Annotated in this window: 14 protein-coding genes, 1 pseudogene and 1 riboswitch; of the genes and pseudogenes, 12 read left to right on the forward strand and 3 right to left on the reverse strand. The window is 49.4% G+C overall.

The genetic code is table 11. The features are described from left to right. Positions 1-145 precede the first annotated feature (145 nt). From B9Y93_RS16225 to B9Y93_RS16245, 5 genes and pseudogenes are all read left to right on the forward strand, one after another. Positions 146-1,183: pseudogene (locus tag B9Y93_RS16225) on the forward strand (ABC transporter ATP-binding protein); the annotation flags it as partial. A gap of 193 nt (positions 1,184-1,376) precedes the next feature. Then, the gene (locus B9Y93_RS16230) at positions 1,377-2,171 is read left to right on the forward strand and encodes an ABC transporter permease (protein WP_085495916.1); all 795 of its coding nucleotides are present in this window, start codon (positions 1,377-1,379) and stop codon (positions 2,169-2,171) included. Between the two features lie 8 nt (positions 2,172-2,179). Continuing rightward, entirely contained in the window at positions 2,180-2,965 is a 786-nt protein-coding gene (locus B9Y93_RS16235) for an ABC transporter permease (protein ID WP_085495918.1), read from the forward strand. Positions 2,966-3,136: 171 nt separating this feature from the next. Further along, the gene (gene bcp, locus B9Y93_RS16240; RefSeq protein WP_425320349.1) at positions 3,137-3,607 is read left to right on the forward strand and encodes a thioredoxin-dependent thiol peroxidase; all 471 of its coding nucleotides are present in this window, start codon (positions 3,137-3,139) and stop codon (positions 3,605-3,607) included. A 292-nt stretch (positions 3,608-3,899) separates the two neighbouring features. After that, entirely contained in the window at positions 3,900-4,628 is a 729-nt protein-coding gene (locus tag B9Y93_RS16245) for an N-acetylmuramoyl-L-alanine amidase (RefSeq protein WP_085495923.1), read from the forward strand. A 450-nt stretch (positions 4,629-5,078) separates the two neighbouring features. Here the strand turns inward: B9Y93_RS16245 and B9Y93_RS16250 are convergent, their stop codons facing one another. Next, positions 5,079-6,872: a flavocytochrome c gene (locus B9Y93_RS16250; RefSeq protein ID WP_085495925.1), complete on the reverse strand. Its 1,794-nt coding sequence runs from the start codon at positions 6,870-6,872 to the stop codon at positions 5,079-5,081. 230 nt (positions 6,873-7,102) lie between these two features. Between B9Y93_RS16250 and B9Y93_RS16255 the strand changes: the two genes are divergently transcribed. The 7 genes from B9Y93_RS16255 to B9Y93_RS16285 all read left to right on the forward strand — a co-directional run bounded on the left by B9Y93_RS16255 (position 7,103) and on the right by B9Y93_RS16285 (position 18,097). Continuing rightward, on the forward strand, positions 7,103-8,719 hold the full coding sequence (locus B9Y93_RS16255; RefSeq protein ID WP_176228953.1) for a sensor histidine kinase: 1,617 nt from the start codon (positions 7,103-7,105) through the stop codon (positions 8,717-8,719). A gap of 7 nt (positions 8,720-8,726) precedes the next feature. Further along, entirely contained in the window at positions 8,727-9,518 is a 792-nt protein-coding gene (locus tag B9Y93_RS16260) for a response regulator transcription factor (RefSeq protein ID WP_085495929.1), read from the forward strand. 294 nt (positions 9,519-9,812) lie between these two features. After that, on the forward strand, positions 9,813-11,036 hold the full coding sequence (locus tag B9Y93_RS24620; protein WP_085495931.1) for a polysaccharide deacetylase family protein: 1,224 nt from the start codon (positions 9,813-9,815) through the stop codon (positions 11,034-11,036). Positions 11,037-11,113: 77 nt separating this feature from the next. After that, positions 11,114-11,250: riboswitch (cyclic di-AMP (ydaO/yuaA leader) on the forward strand. 153 nt (positions 11,251-11,403) lie between these two features. Beyond that, positions 11,404-12,573, forward strand: a complete 1,170-nt coding sequence (locus tag B9Y93_RS16270; protein WP_085495933.1) for a KamA family radical SAM protein — start codon at positions 11,404-11,406, stop codon at positions 12,571-12,573. Positions 12,574-12,850: 277 nt separating this feature from the next. Next, a complete protein-coding gene (locus B9Y93_RS16275) occupies positions 12,851-14,086 on the forward strand; it encodes an AAA family ATPase (protein WP_217809696.1) in 1,236 nt (411 codons plus the stop codon). Further along, the gene (locus B9Y93_RS16280) at positions 14,083-15,363 is read left to right on the forward strand and encodes a DUF58 domain-containing protein (RefSeq protein WP_085495934.1); all 1,281 of its coding nucleotides are present in this window, start codon (positions 14,083-14,085) and stop codon (positions 15,361-15,363) included. The genes B9Y93_RS16275 and B9Y93_RS16280 overlap by 4 nt, the downstream gene beginning before the upstream one ends. Beyond that, on the forward strand, positions 15,335-18,097 hold the full coding sequence (locus tag B9Y93_RS16285; RefSeq protein ID WP_085495936.1) for a transglutaminase-like domain-containing protein: 2,763 nt from the start codon (positions 15,335-15,337) through the stop codon (positions 18,095-18,097). Before B9Y93_RS16280 ends, B9Y93_RS16285 begins: the two co-directional genes overlap by 29 nt. 323 nt (positions 18,098-18,420) lie before the next feature. On the opposite strand, the gene B9Y93_RS16290 is transcribed toward B9Y93_RS16285, so the two are convergent. Both B9Y93_RS16290 and B9Y93_RS16295 read right to left on the reverse strand, forming a co-directional pair. Beyond that, entirely contained in the window at positions 18,421-19,356 is a 936-nt protein-coding gene (locus B9Y93_RS16290; protein WP_085495938.1) for an alpha/beta fold hydrolase, read from the reverse strand. Positions 19,357-19,696: 340 nt separating this feature from the next. Then, entirely contained in the window at positions 19,697-20,704 is a 1,008-nt protein-coding gene (locus B9Y93_RS16295; RefSeq protein ID WP_085495941.1) for a LacI family DNA-binding transcriptional regulator, read from the reverse strand. Between the last annotated feature and the right edge of the window lie 282 nt (positions 20,705-20,986).

Genomic DNA, 20,986 nt, shown 5'->3' on the forward strand with positions numbered 1-20,986 from the left:
TTATATGTTGTTCATCTAGGCTTATCAATGAATGTAGAGCGTCCTGCTCATACAGCGAAGAACGGCGGAGAAACTTATAGTATAATGGTAGCTGTCCATTCGAGCGCATTCCAATGGATGGCTGGAGAAGGGGGTTATCATACGAATGAATGCGATAGAGGTAGAGAAGCTGCGCAAGACGTTTCGAGTGCAGCGCAACCGTGAAGGCTTGAAGGGAGCATTTCAGGATCTGTTCAAGCGTGAATATAGTGAGGTCATGGCCGTAAAGGATATCTCATTTGCGATTCCTCAAGGCGAGATTTGCGGCTATATTGGCGAGAACGGAGCAGGGAAGTCCACGACGATCAAGATGCTTACCGGCATTCTTGTCCCAACAGCCGGATCTTTGAAGGTTCAAGGCTATGTGCCGCATCAGGAGAGGGAAGCCTTTGTGAAGCATATTGGCGTTGTCTTCGGCCAGCGAAGCCAGCTGTGGTGGGACATCGGAGTGATTGAGTCATTTCGTCTGCTTCGCAAAGTATACCGTGTGCCCGAGCAGGACTTCAATCGCCGCTTAAACGAGCTGATAGAGCGCTTGTCCTTGCAGGAGCTCTTGAACCGGCCCGTAAGGAAGCTGAGCCTTGGCCAGCGCATGCGCTGCGAGCTGGTGGCTGCTCTATTGCATCAGCCCGAAGTGGTCTTTCTAGACGAACCGACGATCGGGCTTGATATTGTGGTTAAGGCGGAGATCCGGGAATTCCTGCTGCATATGAACAAGGAGTATGGGACGACGATTCTGCTCACGACACATGATCTGCAGGACATTGAAGCGCTGTGCTCCAGAGTGATCATGCTGGATGATGGCAATATTATCTATGACGGCAGTCTGGATACGCTCAAATCAACATGGGGCAAGGGACGCGAGGTTCGACTTCAATTCGCGAAGCCTATGGAGCTCTCGGAGCTTCATCAATTAACCGCTGAGCTTCCGGTTACATGGGAGGCGGCATCCAAGCTGGAAGCCAGTGTCTATGTGCCGAAGGAGCTGAATGTGTCTGATGTAATCGGCTTAATTGTCGGACAGGCTTCTATCTTGGATCTCAGCATTCATGAGACAAATACAGATGATATCGTGCGGGAGATTTATAAGACAGGCTCTGCAAGCGCGCCGGCAGTAGAAATGCTTCAGCGAAGCCAAGAGGCGGAGTACGTAAGTATGGGCGAGCGCTCTATAATCGATTCGGGCGCAGTTAATCCTCAAGATGCAGATATCGCGGCGGCTCCTGTTGACAAGACTTCTGAGAATGGCCACGCATCAGGCGAGCCTGCTGCGGAGACTGCTGGTCGAGAGTTTGCAGGCGTAGGCGGACGGACTTCGGCATCGGAGGGGAAATCCGATGAATAGCGCGTATATGGAGCTGATCCGCATTCGCTTTTTGACGATGCTTGCCTACCGTGTGAATTATTATTCCGGTATACTCATCTACACTTTGAATATCGGCGTTTACTACTTCACTTGGCAGGCGATCTATGGCGGACAGGGGACATTGGCAGGCTTTACAGCAGACCAGATGACGACCTATATTGCGGTTTCTTGGATGGCGCGTGCATTCTACTTCAACAATTTGGATCGGGAGATTGCCAATGAAATTCGCGACGGCAGCGTCGCGATTCAGTTTATACGTCCGTACAATTATATTATCGTGAAAATGATGCAGGGCTTAGGAGAGGGATGCTTCCGTCTGCTGCTGTTTATGACGCCAGGGCTCATTATTGCTTGTCTTCTCTTTCCTGTGAAGCTTCCGACAGACCCGAAGCTATGGATTATTTTTGCGTGGATGCTGTTTATGAGCTTTTTGATCAATACACAGATTAATATCATTACGGGCTTAAGTGCCTTTTTCGTGGAAAATAATGAAGGGATGATGCGGATGAAGCGAGTCATCGTGGATTTGTTCTCCGGGGTTATCGTTCCGATCTCCTTCTTCCCAGGATGGCTGATTACGCTGAATGAATGGCTGCCATTTCAAGCGATCACCTATCTGCCGAGCTCTGTCTTTACAGGACGTGTTCCTGGGGACGAGATCTTAGGTGTGCTGCTGGTTCAGGTGGTGTGGCTCGTGGCCCTGTCTATTCCAATTCTATGGCTGTGGCGGCAAGCTAGACAGCGACTGTTCGTGCAAGGGGGGTAATTACAAGGATGTACTATGCAGGCTTAGTATCGGAGTATCTTAAAAATTATGCGAAGACACGGCTTACGTACCGCGCCGACTTCTGGGTCGAGGTTATCTCGGATCTTCTATTTCAGTTCACTAACCTGATCTTTATCTTTGTCGTCTTTATGCACACGCCTACGCTTGCAGGCTGGACAAGAGACGAGATGGTGTTTGTGTATGGCTACTTCATGATTCCATACGGCATTTTCAGCTGCTTTTTTAATCTATGGAGCTTCAGCGAGCGCTACATCGTCAAGGGAGAGATGGACCGCGTATTGACGCGGCCGGCCCACAGCCTGTTTCAGGTGCTGCTAGAGAATGTCGATCCTCCTTCTCTGATCGGATCAATGGTCGGAGCGCTGCTCATGATCCTGACAGGCATGAACCTTGGCTTAAGCTTCAGCCCGCTCGATATGGCTGTGCTGCTCCTATTGATTATTGGATCTGTGCTAATCTATTTTGGCATTTATACCGCCTTGACCTCCATATCGTTCTACTCGGATGCCCCGACAGGCATACTGCCCTTGGTGTGGAATATTCAGAGCTATGGGCGCTATCCGATGACGATTTACAATCGCTTTATACAAGTGCTGCTGACATGGATTCTGCCGTTTGCCTTTGTCGGCATTGTGCCGGCCGCATACTTTGTTGAAGGGAAGGGCATGCAGCAGATGGCCTTGCTAACGCCAGTCGTAGGGCTGATTACCTTCCTCATTGGGATTACGCTGTGGAATATTGGGGTAAAGAGGTATCGAGGCGCTGGGTCTTAAATAGGCCCAATGCCATGGATCTAACGTTAGCGGCACCAATGGACGAATCAGCAATCAAGTCCATCATGACAATCAAGCACAACATGGAGCATAGGGTCGACATGCTTGGTCATGTACGCGAGTGTCCCAATTAAGGGATAACCAATATCACATAAAAAGAGGTGTATGGCAATGACACAACAAATAGAGATTGGACAAGCCGTTCCAGACTTTACACTGCCGGGCTCTAATGGCGAGCAGGTAAGCTTAAGCCAGTACCGCGGCCAGAAGGTTGTTATCTACTTTTATCCAAAAGATATGACCCCAGGCTGCACACAGGAAGCCTGCGACTTCCGGGATTATCACGGTGACTTCGCGAAGTACAATGCTGTTGTGCTTGGTATCAGCCCTGATGATCTCAAGCGCCATGGCAAGTTTGTAGAGAAGCATGAGCTGCCATTCACGCTGCTGTCCGATACGAAGCATGAAATTGCTGAGCTGTTCGGCGTGTGGCAGCTGAAGAAGATGTATGGCCGCGAGTATTACGGTATCGTGCGTTCCACCTTCCTCATTGATGAGAATGGCCTATTGGCGAAGGAATGGAGAAGTGTGAAGGTGAAGGGACATACCGAAGAAGTGCTTGCCGCAGTAAAGGGAGAGTAATGCGGTAAAGATAGATGATATAGGATAAGCCAGCCTGGATGATCGAAACTGAGGTGAGGTGGTGCATGTAATAGCCCTGCCCAGCCTGTTCCTGATCACAGGCTGGTTTTTATTTGGCATAAGTTTATTAGATTCGTTGGCATGGTCTGCCAAAGTTGCGCTAAGTCCAACATATCGGGCTGCCGCATAGGGCATTCACACGGTTATAACTCTATTGATCGACATAAATTAATCATAGATTGATGGAAGCGAGGCTGTGTGAAGTTCACGATCAGATAGGGTGGTGTGGGCAATGCCAGACAAAATTGTAATGTGGGACCCGGGACATGGGGGAACGGACTCGGGTGCGGTAGGCAATGGGCTGCGAGAGAAGGATATTGTGCTTCGAATTGCACTGGAAGCCTCTCGAAGACTAATGGCAGAGTATGATGGAGTGACCAGCCTGTTAACGAGATCGACGGATGTCTTCATTGAGCTGACAGCGCGTACGGATATGGCCAACAAGGCAGAAGCAGACGTATTTGTTTCAATACATTGCAATTCAGGCGGCGGGGCTGGGGGATTTGAATCATATATCTATAATGGGACAACCGATCAAACAACCGTAGCGCTGCAGAAAGTGCTGCACAGCGAGATTATGTCGCGGCTCAAGCCGTTCTCTGTCAATGATCGCGGGCAGAAGAAAGCGAATTTCCACGTGCTGCGCCAGACCTCCATGCCTGCTATTCTAACGGAAAATTTATTCGTAGACGTGGTCTCTGATGCAGCGAAGCTGAACAATCCTGATGTTATCGAAGCATTGGTCAGTGGACATGTCGCCGGGGTGGCGAAGACGCTTGGCTTAGTAAAGAAGCCAGTTGATCCGAATGCTGTGACCATTGCTGTCGACGGGCAGTTCGTCTCAACAGGCATTAATATCAATGGCACAACTTATGCGCCTGTGAGAGCCCTTGCAGAATCGCTTGGCGCTGCGGTCAGCTGGAATCAGGAGAAGAAGCGGGTTGATATTACGACATCGTAACAGGCGCTTGGCATGCAGGATGTCAGTTATGCGTACTGCAGGGCATTATTGCAATCGATGATTCGAGGCATTTATAATGCTGTATAAGGATTGTACGTCGTCTGCAAGTGATGAGAATGTTATCGATATATTAGGGAGGCTGGGACAAAAGTGGCGCATGCTTAAGGGGACGCTCTTGTCCTGGCCTTTTCTTATGCCCATATGCGATAGTCAGAACTTTTAGATTGATGTAAGGGCATCTCTTGATGAGAACACTAGGCGACAGGACAGTTCTCCAGTAGGACAGAGCATGCATGGCGTACACCTTTAGGATGTGTAAAAAAAGATCGAGCCGCGAGCAGGCGCTCTATGGCTCGATCTTAACTTGATATCAGATAGATGAGGCTCCTATCGGATTGATCCTTTTAAAAATGGAGGAAACCGTTACAGCAATTTGGAGTTAAAGGGGGTCTATTCAGCAACAACTTGCTGACCCGCGATGCGGCCAAACGTAAAGATGTCGGCAATGGCGTTGCCGCCGAGGCGGTTGGCGCCATGGATGACGCCCGTCACTTCACCAGCAGCATACAAGCCAGGGATAATTTCACCTTTTTCATTCAATACATGTGTCTTCTCATCGATAACCAAGCCGCCCATGGTGTGGTGAACAGATGGAACAGCCTTTTGGATATAATAAGGGCCTTGCTCAAGGGACTTGAGTCCAGCACGATGCTTGAAGTCGAGATCCTTCCCTGTCTTCGCATACTCGTTTACTTTCTTGACGGTGTCCTTCAAAGCATTTACATCGATCTTGAAGAACTCAGCTGCTTCTTCAAGGGTATCTGCTTTGTAAAGCAGGCCTTGTTTCACCAGTTGGTCATACTCATCTTGATGAGCTTCAATCGTCTTGCCGATATCAGCGATGCCTTGGTTCCACAGCTGATAGGTGTAGCCGCCAGTCTGTGCAAGAATAGCCTTTGAGATCACGTCCCGACGCTCAAGCTCTTCGACGAAGCGTTTGCCCTCTTGGTTGATCAGGATAGCACCGTCAAAGCGGGAATCCGCAACCAGCGAGATGACGCCCGTTTCAGGGTTACAGATGGGATACGTTTGGATGTTCTCCATGTTGGTCAATTTCGCTCCGAGAGATTCTGCCATCACAATACCGTCGCCTGTGGAGCCTGGAGTGTCAGTGGACATGTATTTTTCATCCATGTCAGGATTGTATTTCTTACGCATTTCAACGTTGGACCCGAAGCCGCCAGAGGCAATAACGACACCTTTGTTGGCGTGGAACGTAATCTTGTCGCCAGATCCGGAAGTTGCCGTTACACCTGTTACTTTGCCTTGATCATTCGTGAGCAAAGTATCAGCCTTCATATTGGTTTTGATCGTAATCTGATCAGCATCTGTCTTAGCCTTGAGCTTCGTGATCAGCTCAGCGCCAGTATGACCGACAGGAATCAACGCACGTTTTCTGGAATGTCCACCGAATTGGAACAGATGGTCAGGCAGGAATTCGACCTTAATCTCATCACGGAGCCACTCTGCTGAAGCGAGTGCGTTGTCAGCCAGGATGCGAACCATCTCAGGGGAGCCTAGATTGTCTCCGCCTTTCATCGTATCTTCATAGAATAGATCGGCTGTATCATCAGTGATGCCAAGGGCACGCTCAACCCAGTTGTCAGGAGCGTTCATCTCACCGCCAGAGATTAACGTATTGCCGCCTACAGTCGGCATTTTCTCCAGGAGGACCACGCTTGCTCCCGCTTTTTTCGCTTCGATGGCCGCACTGAAGCCGGCACCGCCAGCGCCAATAACGACAACATCATACGTTTGCTCAGCTTCCTCTTTGTTCTTGTCCGTATTGGAGGAAGCGCCTGCAGCAGCCAGCGTCAAGCCAGACTTCGCAATGGCATCGGAGATGGCATCAAGATAGCCTTTGCTCGTTACAGTAGAGCCGCTAATCGCATCAACTTCCGCGCTGTTGGCATTCATGACGTCCTGCTTAAGCTGCGTATAGACAGGTTCTGCGAGCACTTCATTTTCTTTTTGCTCTAGCACCTTAATGTCTTTTATTTTGTTATCTGCAAATGATACCTCGACTTTAATATCTCCATGCTTGCCTTCGCCAACGCCTTGAACGACGACGGTGCCGTTGTCATCTGTCTTCGCTGTATCTTTGCCTCCGCAAGCAGCCAAGCTGAACATCAGGCTTGCGACCAATAGGATCGATAGCAGCTTTCTCATGTGAGTACCCATCATTTCTCCCTTATCTCCTTTTGATGTAAATGTTGTTCAAACGGCCCTGTGAAAGATTTGCTAGACAAACCTTTCACAAAAGGCCTAGACATGAAGGGGGGCTTCATGTGAAAATGTGCACAAGAGATATTATAGGCTTGAAAGCTCTATATGTATTTGCACGATCCAGCGTTTTTTTGTCTTTTTCGGGCTTTTATGCACATGATGATTGCTCATGGAGGGTTGATTTAGCCATGATTTCTATTCAGCGAAAGATTACGATTTATGCAGGGAGCTGCTTTTTACTGTTGTTTCTTGCTTTGCTGGCTGCCATTTATATGGAAATGAATCATACGGTTGTACCATTGAATAAAAGCTTGACGCAGCAGGTCGTGAATGCAAGAAGCGACCAGATCAATTATTGGTTCGATCAGCGCATTGTCGAGATCGAGATGCTGGCATCTCTAGCCTCTGATCATCAGTGGACAAGGGATACGCTGCTGGAAGAAATTAATAAGTTCGAAGCGAAGAAGCAGGAGGAGTACGAGTCGATCCGGGTTGTTGACCGTAAGGCCAACTCTTGGTCATCCTATGACCAGCCCTTCTCCATATTGAATCGTGCGTATTACCATCGGATGATTGAATCGAATGCTTCCTATGTGGTCAGCAATCCTATTCTCTCCAGGGCCAACGGGGCTGAGATCGTCGTGATTTTGTATCGGATAGAACCTTCTGTGAATGAGGAGGTTGCTTACATTGCGGCAGCTGTGTCGATTCAGAAGATGAAGGAGATTGCTCAGGATATATCGCTCTATGACCGATCTGGACAGCTTATTGTGGATTGCCGGCCTGCGGATCATGCCTCATCCAATGCCGGACAAGCAGACAGCATCTCGCTTGCTCGTAAGGATGTAAGTGTATTCGAAGCGCCCATTGAGCGCGTTCCGGGTTGGAAGCTTGTCCTTGAGGTGCCAAGTTCAGAGCTGTCCCTTGCCATTGTGAAGACGCAGCGGACAGCTCTATTGGTAGGTATTCTTATTGGAGGCGTGTTTATCGTGTTACTGACACTTCTGGCCTCATCGATCATTCGACCGATTCAATCGCTGCGGCGCGTGATGAGAAATGTGCAGGAAGGCGATCAGCGGGTTCGCGCTGACGAGGGCCGCGCCGATGAGATTGGAGACCTCGGAAGAAGCTTTAATGAGATGCTGGTACAGATGTATCGCTCTGAGCAGGAAAAGAAGGAGATTGAGCTTCGGCTTGTGCATGAGCAGATTAAGCCTCACTTTTTATACAATACTCTCGATACGATTCAATGGATGGCCAGAGACTATGGCGCAGATAATGTGGTCGGCATGGTCGAGGCGCTCAGCACCTATTTCCGACTTGGCTTAGGTGCGGGAGAGCCTTTTATTCCTTTGGAGCAGGAGCTAGAACATGTTGAGAGCTACCTTCATATTCAAAGTGTGCGTTATGAGGAGATCATGGAATATGAGATGGAATGCGAAGAAGGGCTTCTAAGCTATCCCGTCATTCGGTTTATGCTGCAGCCGCTCGTAGAGAACGCCATCTATCACGGCATTAAGCCGCTTGGAGATCGCAGAAGCTTCATTCGAATTGCGGCAGAGCGAGTGGAGAATCAGCTGGTTATTAAAGTGGAGAACAACGGCATGATGATTCCAGCAGAGAAGCTTGCCAAGATCAATCAAGCACTGCGCATGGATGTCTATGACAGCTCTGCTACCGGCTTCGGTTTGTACAGTGTCAATCATCGAATTCGGCTTGCGTATGGAGAGCGCTATGGCCTTGAAGTAAGCAGCCTTGATCAGGTGACACGGATGATCCTTCATATTCCATTTGAAGAGGAGTGACAGACAGATGTGGAAGCTTGTGATCGTCGATGACGAAAAAATAATACGCAAAGGCCTGCTGCAGTATATCGAAGATAGTTCGTACCCCTTTGAGGTCATTGGTGAGGCGAAGAGCGCGGGTGAGGCGCTTGCTCAGTTGGAGGAGACGCTGCCCCACGTATGCTTTGTCGATATCAATATGCCAAACATGAACGGGCTTGATATGATCAGCTGCATGCGAGAGCGCTGTCCGCAGGTGGAAGTCGTCATCATCAGCGGGTATGACAACTTCGAATATGCTAGACAGGCTGTTCAGCTTCGGGCATTTGACTATGTGCTGAAGCCGGTGCCGAAGAGTGACCTGAATAAGCTCCTTCATCGGCTGGATGAGCATTTGCAGGCCAAGTACCCGGATCAGCCAAGAGAAGATAAAGCAAAAGAAGAGAAGCCGGCCTTCACGGGGGATGGAACGGTGCTCGTGCGCAAGGTGACAGAATATATTGAAGATCACTATCAGGACCCGGAACTATCGATTCAGCGTGTGGCTGCCTTGTTTCACATCAATGCGACGTATCTTAGCAAGCGGATGAAGCAGGAGCTAGGTTCATCTTTCCTCGACTATGTGACAGCGCTAAGAATTGCGAAAGCGATGGAACTATTAGAAGATGCCGCTTCCAACATTAAGATTGGCGATCTTGCAATTAAGGTAGGTTATAAGAGCCCGTATTATTTTAGCCGTGTATTCAAAAATAGAGTAGGCCAAAGCCCTTTGGAATACAAACAACATCCAATCTCACTTGCTTCAGAGAGTCCTTCTTAAGCATGGAGTAAAAGGGTAGGGCAGTGGTTTAGGGTGACAAAAAATGGTGTAATATTAACCGATGAATGCTTGTACAATCTATACGAGAAGCTAATAAGGCGAATAGAACAGGACCATGATTGGATTGGTAGTAAAAGGGTTTTGTTTGCTTATTGGCGAATGTAGAAGACGATGTAGAAGCCGACATGCATCGTTTACTCGAATCGTCTTCATGTTCGAAGAGGCGCGTCCTCACTCTCCTTACAACGATGTTGCGCTTCGAACCAGTGATCGAAAGACAAGGAGGCATAGATAATGACAGAACGCAGTCGCCACAGTACTGGGCGAATATTAGCAGGGCTGCTGCTCGGATTGGCTGCATTGATGATCGTTGCGATGATTCCGATGCAGGGCAGACTAGGCTCCATTGCATTTGCGGCCGATCAAGGGAAAGCGCAGGGTGAAGTAGAAGTGCTCGCTCCTAAGGCTGAGAAAAAGGTTTACCTTACCTTTGATGATGGTCCGAGCACGCATACGAAGGCTGTGCTGGACATTTTGGCAAAGGAGAAGGTTACAGGCACGTTTTTTGTACTCGGCAAGCAGGTAAAGCAGTATCCCGCACTTATTCAACGCATTGTTGATGAAGGTCATGCCATCGGCAATCATTCCTACAATCATCAATACAATGAATTGTACAGCGACTTCCGCAACTTCTGGTCCCAGATTCGCAAGACCGGAGACGCGATCAAAGACGTCATTGGCTATGAACCTCGGCTGGTACGAGCTCCAGGGGGAACATTCCTGAATTTTGACCAGCAGTGTTTCAATCTGCTGGAACAAGCGGGTTATATTGTTCACGATTGGAATGTCGACAGCAATGATTCGAAGCGTGTCGGGGTGCCTGCACGAGAGATTATGCAGGGGGTGAAATCAGGGGCGCTTGGATCATCGGTCATTGTGCTCATGCATGATGGAATCGGTCACGGCGAGACGGTGAAGGCGCTGCCGGAGATTATTCAATATTACAAACACAAAGGCTACAGCTTCGAGGTGCTTACCCCGGAGATCAAGCCTGTGCAATTCCAATTAGCCTCGCGCGATCGCTGGCATCGAAATCCAGTATCGAAGACATGGATTGATGCGAATGTGGCTTCTGTTCAGGTGACAGGCAAACCTGAGATCAAGCAGCAGTTTAAGATTTGGACGAATAACGGGGAAGTGCTCTTCGAGCCAGGACAGTATCGTGCTGTAGCTGGCGTCACTTATGTACCTGTTCGTACGCTCGTTGAAAAATTAAAGGGCACGGTAAGCTACAGCGCTATGGATCGTGAAGTCGTAGTTACCATTTCCGGTGTGCAATGGGGAATGGATGCTGTAACGGGCAAGGCTCGGCTGATTCATGAGGCAGGAATGTCAACTTCATTGCCTTGGAAGAGTACGGAATACGACCACCAGATCTATGTTCCGCTTCGTCAAGCCCTTGAGGCTTCCCGCCTGTCTTTGACTCAATATGAGCTTATCCCTGTCGAGGAAGCTTGATTGAACACGTACATAGAGCATTCATGTTACAGCATCATTAGGGAGCTTTCATTGACTGCTCGTCCTCGTTGTATTAAAATGGAAGAAAGCTTAGTTCCCGATTGACCTCGGGAAGCGGGGGAACCATTTCCTTGGGGCGTATCACTTTTGTGTGTAGGGAACCATCTTTCCCGAGCCCGTCAGCTAACCTCGTCAGCTCTAGATGGGTCGAACTTTACATGTTGAATTATTATCGTGTTTAAGGGACCCGCACCGTCGGGTCCTTTTTTATTTATAGCTGACTCGATGGATTCGCAAGCTAGACAATCGTCTATATTGCGGATGTCGGGTCTTTTTGTTTTTACTACGAGGAATGGAGGAACAAAGGATGCAGCCTAAGTACATTACGAACATCGACAAGATCTTGGAAATACCGGAGCAGGATCGCAATAAGCTGAAAGCGATTACCGAGAAATTTGTGTTCCGCGTCAATGACTACTATTTGAACCTTATTGATTGGAGTGACCCGTTGGACCCGATCCGCAAGCTCGTGATTCCCAATGAGGGCGAGTTAATGGAGTATGGAAGATGGGATGCATCAGATGAAGACACCAACTATGTGGTGCCAGGATGTCAGCATAAGTATAAGACAACTGCGCTTCTTATGGTCTCAGAGGTGTGCGGCGCTTATTGCCGGTACTGCTTCCGCAAGCGCTTGTTCCGCAATGACGTGAAGGAAGCAATGAACGACTTGGAACCGGGTCTTGCTTATATTGAGAATCACCCGGAGATCAACAATGTGCTGCTGACAGGAGGAGACAGCTTGATTCTTGCGACACCGAAGCTGGAAATGATCTTTAAGCGGCTTCGCGCTATCAAGCATGTCAAGATTATTAGACTCGGCTCGAAGATCCCGGTATTCAATCCAATGCGAATCTATGAAGATGAAGCTCTGCTTAATCTTATTCGTGAATATTCCACTGTTGACCAGCGCATTTATGTTATGGCCCATGTGAACCATCCAAGAGAGATTACTAACGAAGCGAAGCAGGGCTTCGATGCGCTTCACCAGGCAGGCGCAATTGTCGTGAATCAGACCCCTGTGCTGCGTGGAATCAATGATGATCCTCAGGTGCTCGCCGAGCTGCTTGATAAGCTCTCTTGGGCGGGTGTTACGCCGTATTACTTCTTCATTAATCGTCCAGTGGCGGGCAATCGCGAGTTTGTACTGCCGCTTCAGGAAGTTTATGAGATCGTAGAACAAGCCAAGGGAATGACTTCAGGGCTTGGCAAGCGTGTCCGTTTGGCGATGAGCCACACTTCAGGCAAGATTGAGATTCTAGCGATCGAAGATGGCAAAGCCTATCTGAAGTACCATCAGTCAAGAGACAACCAATATGGCAAGTTCATGGTGCTTGGCTGTCCGCCAGAGGCAGCGTGGTTCGATGATTTAATCGGCAGTGAGCATGAGTGGGAGAAGCCTGAGAAGAAGCGGGAGGATATTGTCTCTGTGAATGAGCTGCCGGATCTGCCTCGTAAAAAGGTCAGAAGCTATTAACAAAGCTTTCAAAGCTGATAAACATAGAATGAATGGTAAGGCTGTTTATCTTCCTATTATGTTATGAGAATGTTCATAGGTTTAATCTCTATCAATTTGGGTGAGACTGTTTCATAGGGCGGCCCGGAGATCGGTTCATGTGACGTGCTAGATTACGCGCGGGAACCGGCCTTCGGGCTTTTTTTATCTTAAAGCTGGATTGCGCAATGATTCCTATGATAGCAGATCGATCGTCATAAGCGTGCATTCAATAGAATAGGGAGGGGTATGAGAACCTATGGAACAAGATCAATCATTGAAGATGGAAAGATGGACCACTGCATTTGCTTCGTATGGCTGGGAGCAGATGCAAGATAAGCTTAATCAGCAGATCGTTGGGAAAAAGGAAGCGATTCGTCTTGCTTGCTTAACGATGCTTGCCGGTGGCCATTTGCTGATTGAGGATGTCCCTGGAGTAGGAAAGACGCTGCTTGCTAGAAGCCTTGCTCAGATCGCAGACAGCTCCTTTCGCCGTATTCAGATGACGCCAGACATGATGCCTGCGGATATTACCGGCAGCATGGTGCTTCATCCTTCTACAGGAGAGCTGCGCTATAGCGAGGGTCCTTTGCAGGCGCATGTTGTATTGGTTGATGAACTGAATCGAGCATCCTCTAGAACACAAGCTGCCTTGCTTGAAGCAATGGAGGAGCACGCGGTTACGGTGGACGGAGTTACCAGGCCGCTGCCGCAGCCCTTTATGGTAATTGCCACCCAGAATCCTTTTGTGTTCGAGGGCACGTATCGGCTGCCGGAAGCAGAGCTTGATCGCTTTATGATCAAGCTGTCGATCGGATACCCAGAGGTGCATGCCGAAGCCGACATGCTTGTCAGAGAGCAGTCAAAAGGCGAAGGGGGACGCATCCCGCGGCCTGTATTGACAACGGCGGAATGGGGTTTGCTCATTGCGCGCAGACGCTCGATTCACGTGGATGCTGTGCTGTGCCGCTATATCTCTGAGCTGGTTCGTGCAACAAGACAGCATGAGCATGTAGAGCTTGGGGCAAGTCCGCGCGGCTCGGTGGCGCTTATGCAGGCAGCGCAAGCACAAGCATTGCTGAGCGGCCGCAGCTACGTGATCCCGGAGGATATTAAGGAACTGGCGGTTCATGTCCTGTCACATCGCTTGGTGCTTCGCTCCTCGCCGCATATGTCCCCTGAGCAGGTGATTCGTGAGGTCGTGCATCAGACCGCTGTACCAAGCTTCTCGAAGGAGGCTAGGTCCTTGCAGGAGGGAAGAAGCCAGGCGCCGGAGGCATCTCCCTACTCGCAGCAGCAAGCAGGAACAGGGAGCCTTGATCGAGCTTGGCCGTCTGCTTCAGCTCCTTCACGCTTGGCGAATGATGCCTCGGAAGCGAAGCCTAATCCAACTGAAGCCGATATTGTGGATTCCGGCCCTGAGTGGAGCTCAGGCCGATCTCGGACCAGACGCTCGAAAGAAGGCAGCTCCTGGTTCAGGGGGCTGTTCCGATGACTAAGGGACGCATAGGATTAGCTGTTCTCTGGCTGCGTATTGGAATCACATTCGCAATCGGCGGCTCTCTATTGCTGTATGGAGGGTTGGAGCAGCATGGGGCGCTGGCCTTTATCGGGGGCTTAGCTCTAGGGTATGCCTGTTACGGGCTGAGAATCGCAATAACTCCGCTTCGAGGCATACGTGTAAGTCGCACGCTGCTTAGGTCAGACGATATGCCTTATGCTGCAGAGCTTCGATGGCATACCGAACTGATGCTGGATAAAGGTTCGCGAGCCTTAATCCAGCTCGAAGACCAGTGGAGGGTTGCAGGCAGGGAAGAGGGAGTTGTGGGCAGCGTGCGGTTATGCTGTCCTGCCAAAGGCCAGACAGCTTCTTTTACCCAATCCATTGAGGAGCCATCCCGAGGCCGATACACGCTTGAGAGCTGGAAGGTGACGGTCAGCGATCTATGGGGATGGTTCAAGAAGTCGCATGTCCAATTGACTGCTGGAGCGGATTCGCTGCAAAGCTTTGTTCTGCCTTCTCGATCACAGTGGGGGCAGCCCACAGCATGGAATCATGCTGGAGCGGAATTCACCTCAGAAGGAAGTCCATCCGAGCGGCGAAGCGAAGCGGCAGGCTTCTTGACGAGTGAACTCCGTCCTTATCAGTGGGGAGATGCCCACCGGCGTATTGATTGGCGCTATTATGCGCGCCGCCGAGAGCTTGCCGTTCGAACAACTTGCAAGGATGAACGGCCTGCCTTCATATTGTTCGTCGATGATCGCTTGCCGCTCGAAGAGGATGCGATAGAGCCGTTGGAACGGCTTCTGGCTGCAGCAGCTTATGAATGCATCCGTGCGTATCGTGCAGGTGCTGCCGTGAAGCTGTTATTTGCAGGCTCAACGGTGATAAGCCAAGGGAATAAAGCAATTGCTGAACGCATCGTCTGCTTCAGCAAGGCACATGAACAGAGCCTTCAAGCTCGCTTGCGGGATGCCGGCATTCATGCCGCGAATCCTATGAACCGTCAGACCATGGCTTCCGTTCAGCAGCTGAAGGGAAGCGAGGTTCATGTGCTTAGTTATAAAGCGATCGAGCAGTCGGCACAGGATCTGCCGGACTGGCTTTCAGAAGCTAGAATAAAAGAATGGAGAGCACTTCCTTACCCAGCTCCTTCAAAGATGGCAGCTCACGCTGACGGTAATCGCAAGGATAAGAACGAGAATAGATCTAGAGGTCAAGAGCCGCAAGGAGGTGGTGTGCATGCCGCTTCATTTGACATTAAGGCGTAGGAATCATCCAGCAGCCTCAACTTCTCAAGCCGATTTTTCCAAAGGCATAGTCGCTTCATCTGCAGACAGCCTTGCTCTGTGGAAGCGGCTTGGCTGCAGTCTCTTGTTGCTGGGCTTATTTGCCGAGTGGCTTCATCCCTTGGCACAGCTTAAAGGCTATACAGATCTTCAGCAGCTGTCTCCGTTGTTTTTGACCATTCTAGGGGGATTCTTAATTGGCGTTTGGGTTCAGTCTACGCTCTGGAGCAGGAGCTTGAAACTCTTGCTGATCCTGATGATGACAGCTTGGGCGTTTGGTCGAGTTATCGTAGGGTGGCCTGAAGAGCTTGGCGTGGTCTCTTTCATGCAAGCAAGTACAAGTATGCTGATTATAGGCTTCGAGAAGCTGCTGCTAGCCATAAAGCATGATTTTCTTGGGCTTCTTGATGGGTTGACCTCTGGCGAATGGATACTTGCATCAGGAGAAGTTCGCACCTTGCTTTTGCTTGCTGTCATTATGGTGCTTGTCTCATTGGTACAGTCTTTGATGCTTGTTAATTATAGCGTGCTGCTTTTTTGTGGGGCAACCGGGCTGTATCTCTTTTTTCTACAAATTGCCTTGGGGTTTGATACCTCGATGGGTTTAATTCGCACGCTTGCATGGAGTGCGGCATTGGTCGCTTGGGTTCGCATGCTTGAGGCAAGTGAACGCGATCAGCAGCTGGCGGCACAGGCGTGGCCTACAAGATGGTGGCTGTTGACGGTAGGAACGAGCGTGGCAATTATGCTGCTCTTTGCCGGCTGGAATCAGCTGAATCGCTGGGAGGCTCCCGAGGCTTGGCCTGAGGTGCATGGATGGATAGAGGAACAGCTTACAGGAAAGCCTGCTGCACGTTCTTCGCTGAGCGCAGCAGAGCAGCTGCTGGCGACTGAGAAGCAAGGGCAGCAGTGGAAGCCATCAACGATGATAGCGACAACCGGCTATGGCGAAGATGATGAACGGCTTGGCGCTCCTTTGCAGGACGATCATCGCATGCTATTCACTGCTATTTCGCCGGAACCGACCTATTGGAAGCTTGAAATTAAGCGCGATTATACAGGAAAAGGGTGGACATCACCCGACATGCCAATGGAATGGATCGATGCCAGCGGCAGTTTACAGGGCTACTATGAAGCGGAGTCTGGAAATGAGCCCATGATAGGCTGGTCGGCGCCGTTTACGCAGTCGATTGCCATCCCTCATTATCAAGGGCAATTTCCGTTGGCATTCGGGGGCAGGCCTGAGCAGCTATTGACTTGGGGTGCAAATGATAACGAAGCGCTGCCCGATGCACTGAAGTTAAAGTATGAACCCGCTTATGAACGATATCGCGCCAATAGGGATAACTCCGCTGAGGCGGGGAGCTTTACGTATTCCTATCAGACACGAACGTGGAGCGGCCAGCATGTTCTGTCTGCTGTTGATGACAGCTCTCTTGCTGATCAGGAGACTGCGATTCCAGCAGCTATTCTGCAGTCGTATACTGCGCTTCCGGATTCACTTCCTGAGCGAATCCGCACCTTAACTGCTCAGATTACGGCAGGTGAGAAGACCCGTCTAGCTAAAGCAGCTGCAGTACAGTCTTTTTTACTGAACAACTATGCCTACACGAAGGCGGAGACTCAGGTGCCGAGAGAGGAGGCAGACTTCGTCGATGCCTTTTTGTTCGAGCAAAAGCAGGGCTATTGTGTCCATTTCTCGACGGCGATGGCTGTTATGCTGAGAACACAAGGCATTCCGACGCGCTGGGTGAAGGGCTTTGCACCGGGTGAGAGCAGCAGCCCAGGCCAGTACATCATTCGCGCCTCTGATGCCCACGCTTGGGTGGAAATCTATGAGCCAGGCTTAGGATGGATTCCATTTGAAGCGACCCCAGCTTCTGGTGTCGGCTCAACTAGCACAGTCTTACTGGAGTCGGAATCGGCTTTGCCGCAGGCGGATTCCTCTGAAAAGGTTGATGAACGTTCACAGCTGCTTGCAGGCTCTGACGTAATCCAGCCGCCGCTTGTTGAAGGGAGAGCGCCGTCTGTTGAGGTTAAGACGCTGGAGGAGCGGGAGGTCCACCCTTTATCTATGAATGGAGGAGTGATGGCTTTGATCACAGAGTGGAGTCAAGCTGCACTAGAGAAGCTTCAACAGTGGAGCGCAGGTGTATCAGAATATAGTGCTTCGATGCTTCAACAGTGGCACATGGAGAGAGAACAGCTCGCTTCATATTCTTGGTGGCAGCAGATGTTTGAGGTTGTCGGAGCAGGAGACAGCACACCATACCGAAGCCCGCTGGAACTGTACCCTATGCATATGAGCTTGCTAGCAGTACCCTGTGTATTGCTGCTCCTATTTGCCATATTCCATGCAAAGCGTTGGATATATTGGAGAATGCCTTTGTGGAGAATGAAACGTCTGATTCATGCACAACAGCTGCATTTCCATGAGGAGAGAGTGCAGCAGATGGGTGAATTGGCTTGGCGGCTTATCGAACGCAAGTACGGGGCGCGACCTCGTTATATGACACTTGAAGAATATTCGCGTCAGTTGTCAGATGTCGGCTTGCCAGCAGAGCAATCGCAGCTTCTGATTCAATTCGCAGCCGATTGCCAGACGCTGCTATTTGCTAGACATCAAGGCGATCGTACAGCACGCAAGAGATTCATAGACGGCTGTCTTAGCGTTTTAAAGGGAGTCTCCAGTAGAGAACGTAAGCTTGCTCAATAATGTGGTGCACGGTTATATGTGGAAGCAGGATAACAAGCCCTCTCGTTTATGATGAGAGGGCTTGCTAGCTTAGAGGGTTAATGAGAATGAGCTGGAATAGATGCCATGTGTGATTCACGAACCGAAGGGCAAGACATATGGGTATGCAATGCTCAAGGTGGCTAGGCGAAAGGATAATCGCTATAAGTTGTGTTCAGGTTGTCTTGTTTCTAATCATTCGATCCGTGGAATCATAGGTACTCAGGCTCATCCGCCATCCATTTTCTTTTAAGTCTCGTTATCGATGATAAGCTGTTCTGAATAAATTATTCTGAATAATTTACTTACTCAAGAATATGCTCAATCGCCTGGATGACAATGTCAGGGCGGTAAAGATTGATCTCATGCGCAGAATCCTTGGCGATCATAAAGGTTCCTTGTGTTGATTCTGCTGCAAGCTCTGCCTGAAGCTCATGCCAACGAAGATCGGACTGATCTAGGTCAATGAATTGGAGTGTTTCTTGATCCTCTACTGGTGAATAAGGCATGATTTGCTTTTCGGAAGATAACACAAAAATAGGGAGATTCGCTAATGCCTCGCGATAACCATAGGCTTGAGCATTGGAATAGATCATATCCTCATAATTTCCAAGTCCCATCTCACCGGCATCATCAATAGCAGGTATGTACATATTAAACAAAAAGTCATGATCAAAGTAAGGGAGGAGGATGTCCTTCTCAAATGTATCCACAGTACCATCTACACTCACAATTCCCGCTACTTCATCAGGATATAATCCCTGAAAGACACGTACATAGTTCCCACCCATGGAATGTCCTACTAATAGATATGGCTTAGGAACCTGGAGCTCCTCTAGAATCTGATGCAGTTCAGTTGCGATGCCCACAGCATCGCGATTAGAGCCCATCGGCGTTGCATCGCTTTTTCCTAAAGAGGACCGATCATAAGAAACGGTAAGGGTTTGCTCTGCAATAACAGGCTGTACATAGCGCCATGCAGTTGAGTCTTGTCCAAATCCAGCTTCGAACACAACGGTAGGTCTATTGTTATCTGCTTCTCCTTGGATGTTCGCATAGATCTGATGTGTTCCAAGATCAACATACTTTTCGACTAAGGATACCGGCGCAGGCGGGTCCACCGTATAAGGGTTATTTACCTCAGGATAATCATCGAATGGATTGCTGGATGCTGAGGCCGCGCTTGTGAACGCAACCATGGATATCATGACTGCCAACAGGAAAGAAAGTGATTTTTTCATTTTGAAGCAATACCTCCGTCAAATTAGAATATCAGCCTGACCGACGGAGACTTAAAAGAATTCACCCTCAAAGAAAATATAAAGATTATAACAGCGAATATAACCACCTTGTATTCGTAATTGCACATTTTATTATCCCAATAATTAACTAGGATGGCAATATTAATAGGGTCGGTGCCTGTGACAATATCGTGTTAGCAAACATATCCAAAACCATTTCATTAAAAATGATCAATCTACAGAGCGATACTGATAAAGCCGTTCATAACTGAGCTGCTATGGGTTGATTAACGGGCTTATTGTCCTCGGAATACGAACCTCAATAACTGGCCTGCTATCATTACTGCTTTTTAGGAGCAGGACCTACGGTCGAGCGAGCGATAATTTGGCAGGGCAGCTCATGCTTCTCAACAGGACCAGAGTCTGCTGCTTGTGCTTCCCATTGTCTATAGAAGGTATCAAAGGCGGTTGTTCCAATATCGTAACTGACATAATCAAAGGTTGATAATTCAAGCACCTTCGCAATTGGAATGTTGTCAAATCCAATCACGGATAAGTCGCTCGGCACCTGAATACCTCGCTTTCCCGCTTCAATGACAATGCCGCATGCGGCTTGGTCTCCAGCGACAAGCAGTGCGGTTGGAGGCTTGGAGAACGCTAGCATCGATCTCAGAACTTCAGCGCCCTCATCAAAGTGGTAGCAGTGAAAGAAACAGTACTCCTCACGCACTTCTTCACCGATCGATTGAAGCTGAGCCTTGTAAGCGGCGAGGCGCTGCTGGCTGTTGTAGCTGTTGGTTCTGCCAAGACAATAGCCAATCCGTCGATGTCCTTCAGCAATAAGCGTATTCATAGCCTCAATCGTACTTTTATAGAAATCGGCATACACCGAGGATAGATATGGCGAGTCTGTATATTCGCACACGACGATAGGACCATAGGAGGCATAGGTTTCGAATAAGGCCCAATCTCCTTGCTTCGAACAGACAATGATGCCGTCAACGAGCTTGTCACGGAGCATCTGCAGAGCCCGCTCCTCTTCAGCAACGTCGTAGTTGGTCTGGCACAGGATAATGTCATAATGATGCTCTAGCGCATGAGCAGATATCCCTTCAAGCATCCCCGAATAATAAGGGTGATTGGTAAAAGGGAGGATGACACCAATCATGCGCGTTGCGCCTATAGCTAGATTCACCGCATTCCGATTGGGTGTATACTGCAGCTCATGGATGGCTTTCAATACGGCTTCACGCTTGTCTGCGGCTACATAGGGATGATGATTGAGGACCCGTGATACGGTCGATACCGATACACCGGCAAGCGCTGCAATTTCACGAATATTTGCCATAACAACCCGTCCCATTCCTTCCTGTCTTTATGCAGAAGGCGTCATCGCGGCTCTGTTCAGCGAGCAAACAGATTGTTAACGGATGAATACCCTCTGAGTATGATCACGAAATGATAGCTGGAGTCTTTATTGTACCCTATCCATTTTATTCGATGAAAGAGGTTGACCTGAAATGCGTTTCATAGTTTATGCTTACATTAGCAGGTCGATCTGCTGCACAGGGCTGATGCTTCGGCGTTACCGTTACTGGGCGTTACGGAGCCGGTCCTTGTCAGCCATGGA

It is taken from the genome of Paenibacillus aquistagni, from assembly GCF_900177815.1.
In the GTDB taxonomy this organism is placed as follows: Bacteria; Bacillota; Bacilli; order Paenibacillales; family Paenibacillaceae; genus Paenibacillus_B; species Paenibacillus_B aquistagni.

Coding starts and splice junctions, on each gene's coding strand:
- B9Y93_RS16230 (WP_085495916.1), top strand. CDS start 1,377: ATGAATAGCGCGTATATGGAGCTGATCCGCATTCGCTTTTTGACGATG.
- B9Y93_RS16235 (WP_085495918.1), top strand. CDS start 2,180: ATGTACTATGCAGGCTTAGTATCGGAGTATCTTAAAAATTATGCGAAG.
- bcp (WP_425320349.1), top strand. CDS start 3,137: ATGACACAACAAATAGAGATTGGACAAGCCGTTCCAGACTTTACACTG.
- B9Y93_RS16245 (WP_085495923.1), top strand. CDS start 3,900: ATGCCAGACAAAATTGTAATGTGGGACCCGGGACATGGGGGAACGGAC.
- B9Y93_RS16250 (WP_085495925.1), bottom strand. CDS start 6,872: ATGATGGGTACTCACATGAGAAAGCTGCTATCGATCCTATTGGTCGCA.
- B9Y93_RS16255 (WP_176228953.1), top strand. CDS start 7,103: ATGATTTCTATTCAGCGAAAGATTACGATTTATGCAGGGAGCTGCTTT.
- B9Y93_RS16260 (WP_085495929.1), top strand. CDS start 8,727: ATGTGGAAGCTTGTGATCGTCGATGACGAAAAAATAATACGCAAAGGC.
- B9Y93_RS24620 (WP_085495931.1), top strand. CDS start 9,813: ATGACAGAACGCAGTCGCCACAGTACTGGGCGAATATTAGCAGGGCTG.
- B9Y93_RS16270 (WP_085495933.1), top strand. CDS start 11,404: ATGCAGCCTAAGTACATTACGAACATCGACAAGATCTTGGAAATACCG.
- B9Y93_RS16275 (WP_217809696.1), top strand. CDS start 12,851: ATGGAACAAGATCAATCATTGAAGATGGAAAGATGGACCACTGCATTT.
- B9Y93_RS16280 (WP_085495934.1), top strand. CDS start 14,083: ATGACTAAGGGACGCATAGGATTAGCTGTTCTCTGGCTGCGTATTGGA.
- B9Y93_RS16285 (WP_085495936.1), top strand. CDS start 15,335: ATGCCGCTTCATTTGACATTAAGGCGTAGGAATCATCCAGCAGCCTCA.
- B9Y93_RS16290 (WP_085495938.1), bottom strand. CDS start 19,356: ATGAAAAAATCACTTTCTTTCCTGTTGGCAGTCATGATATCCATGGTT.
- B9Y93_RS16295 (WP_085495941.1), bottom strand. CDS start 20,704: ATGGCAAATATTCGTGAAATTGCAGCGCTTGCCGGTGTATCGGTATCG.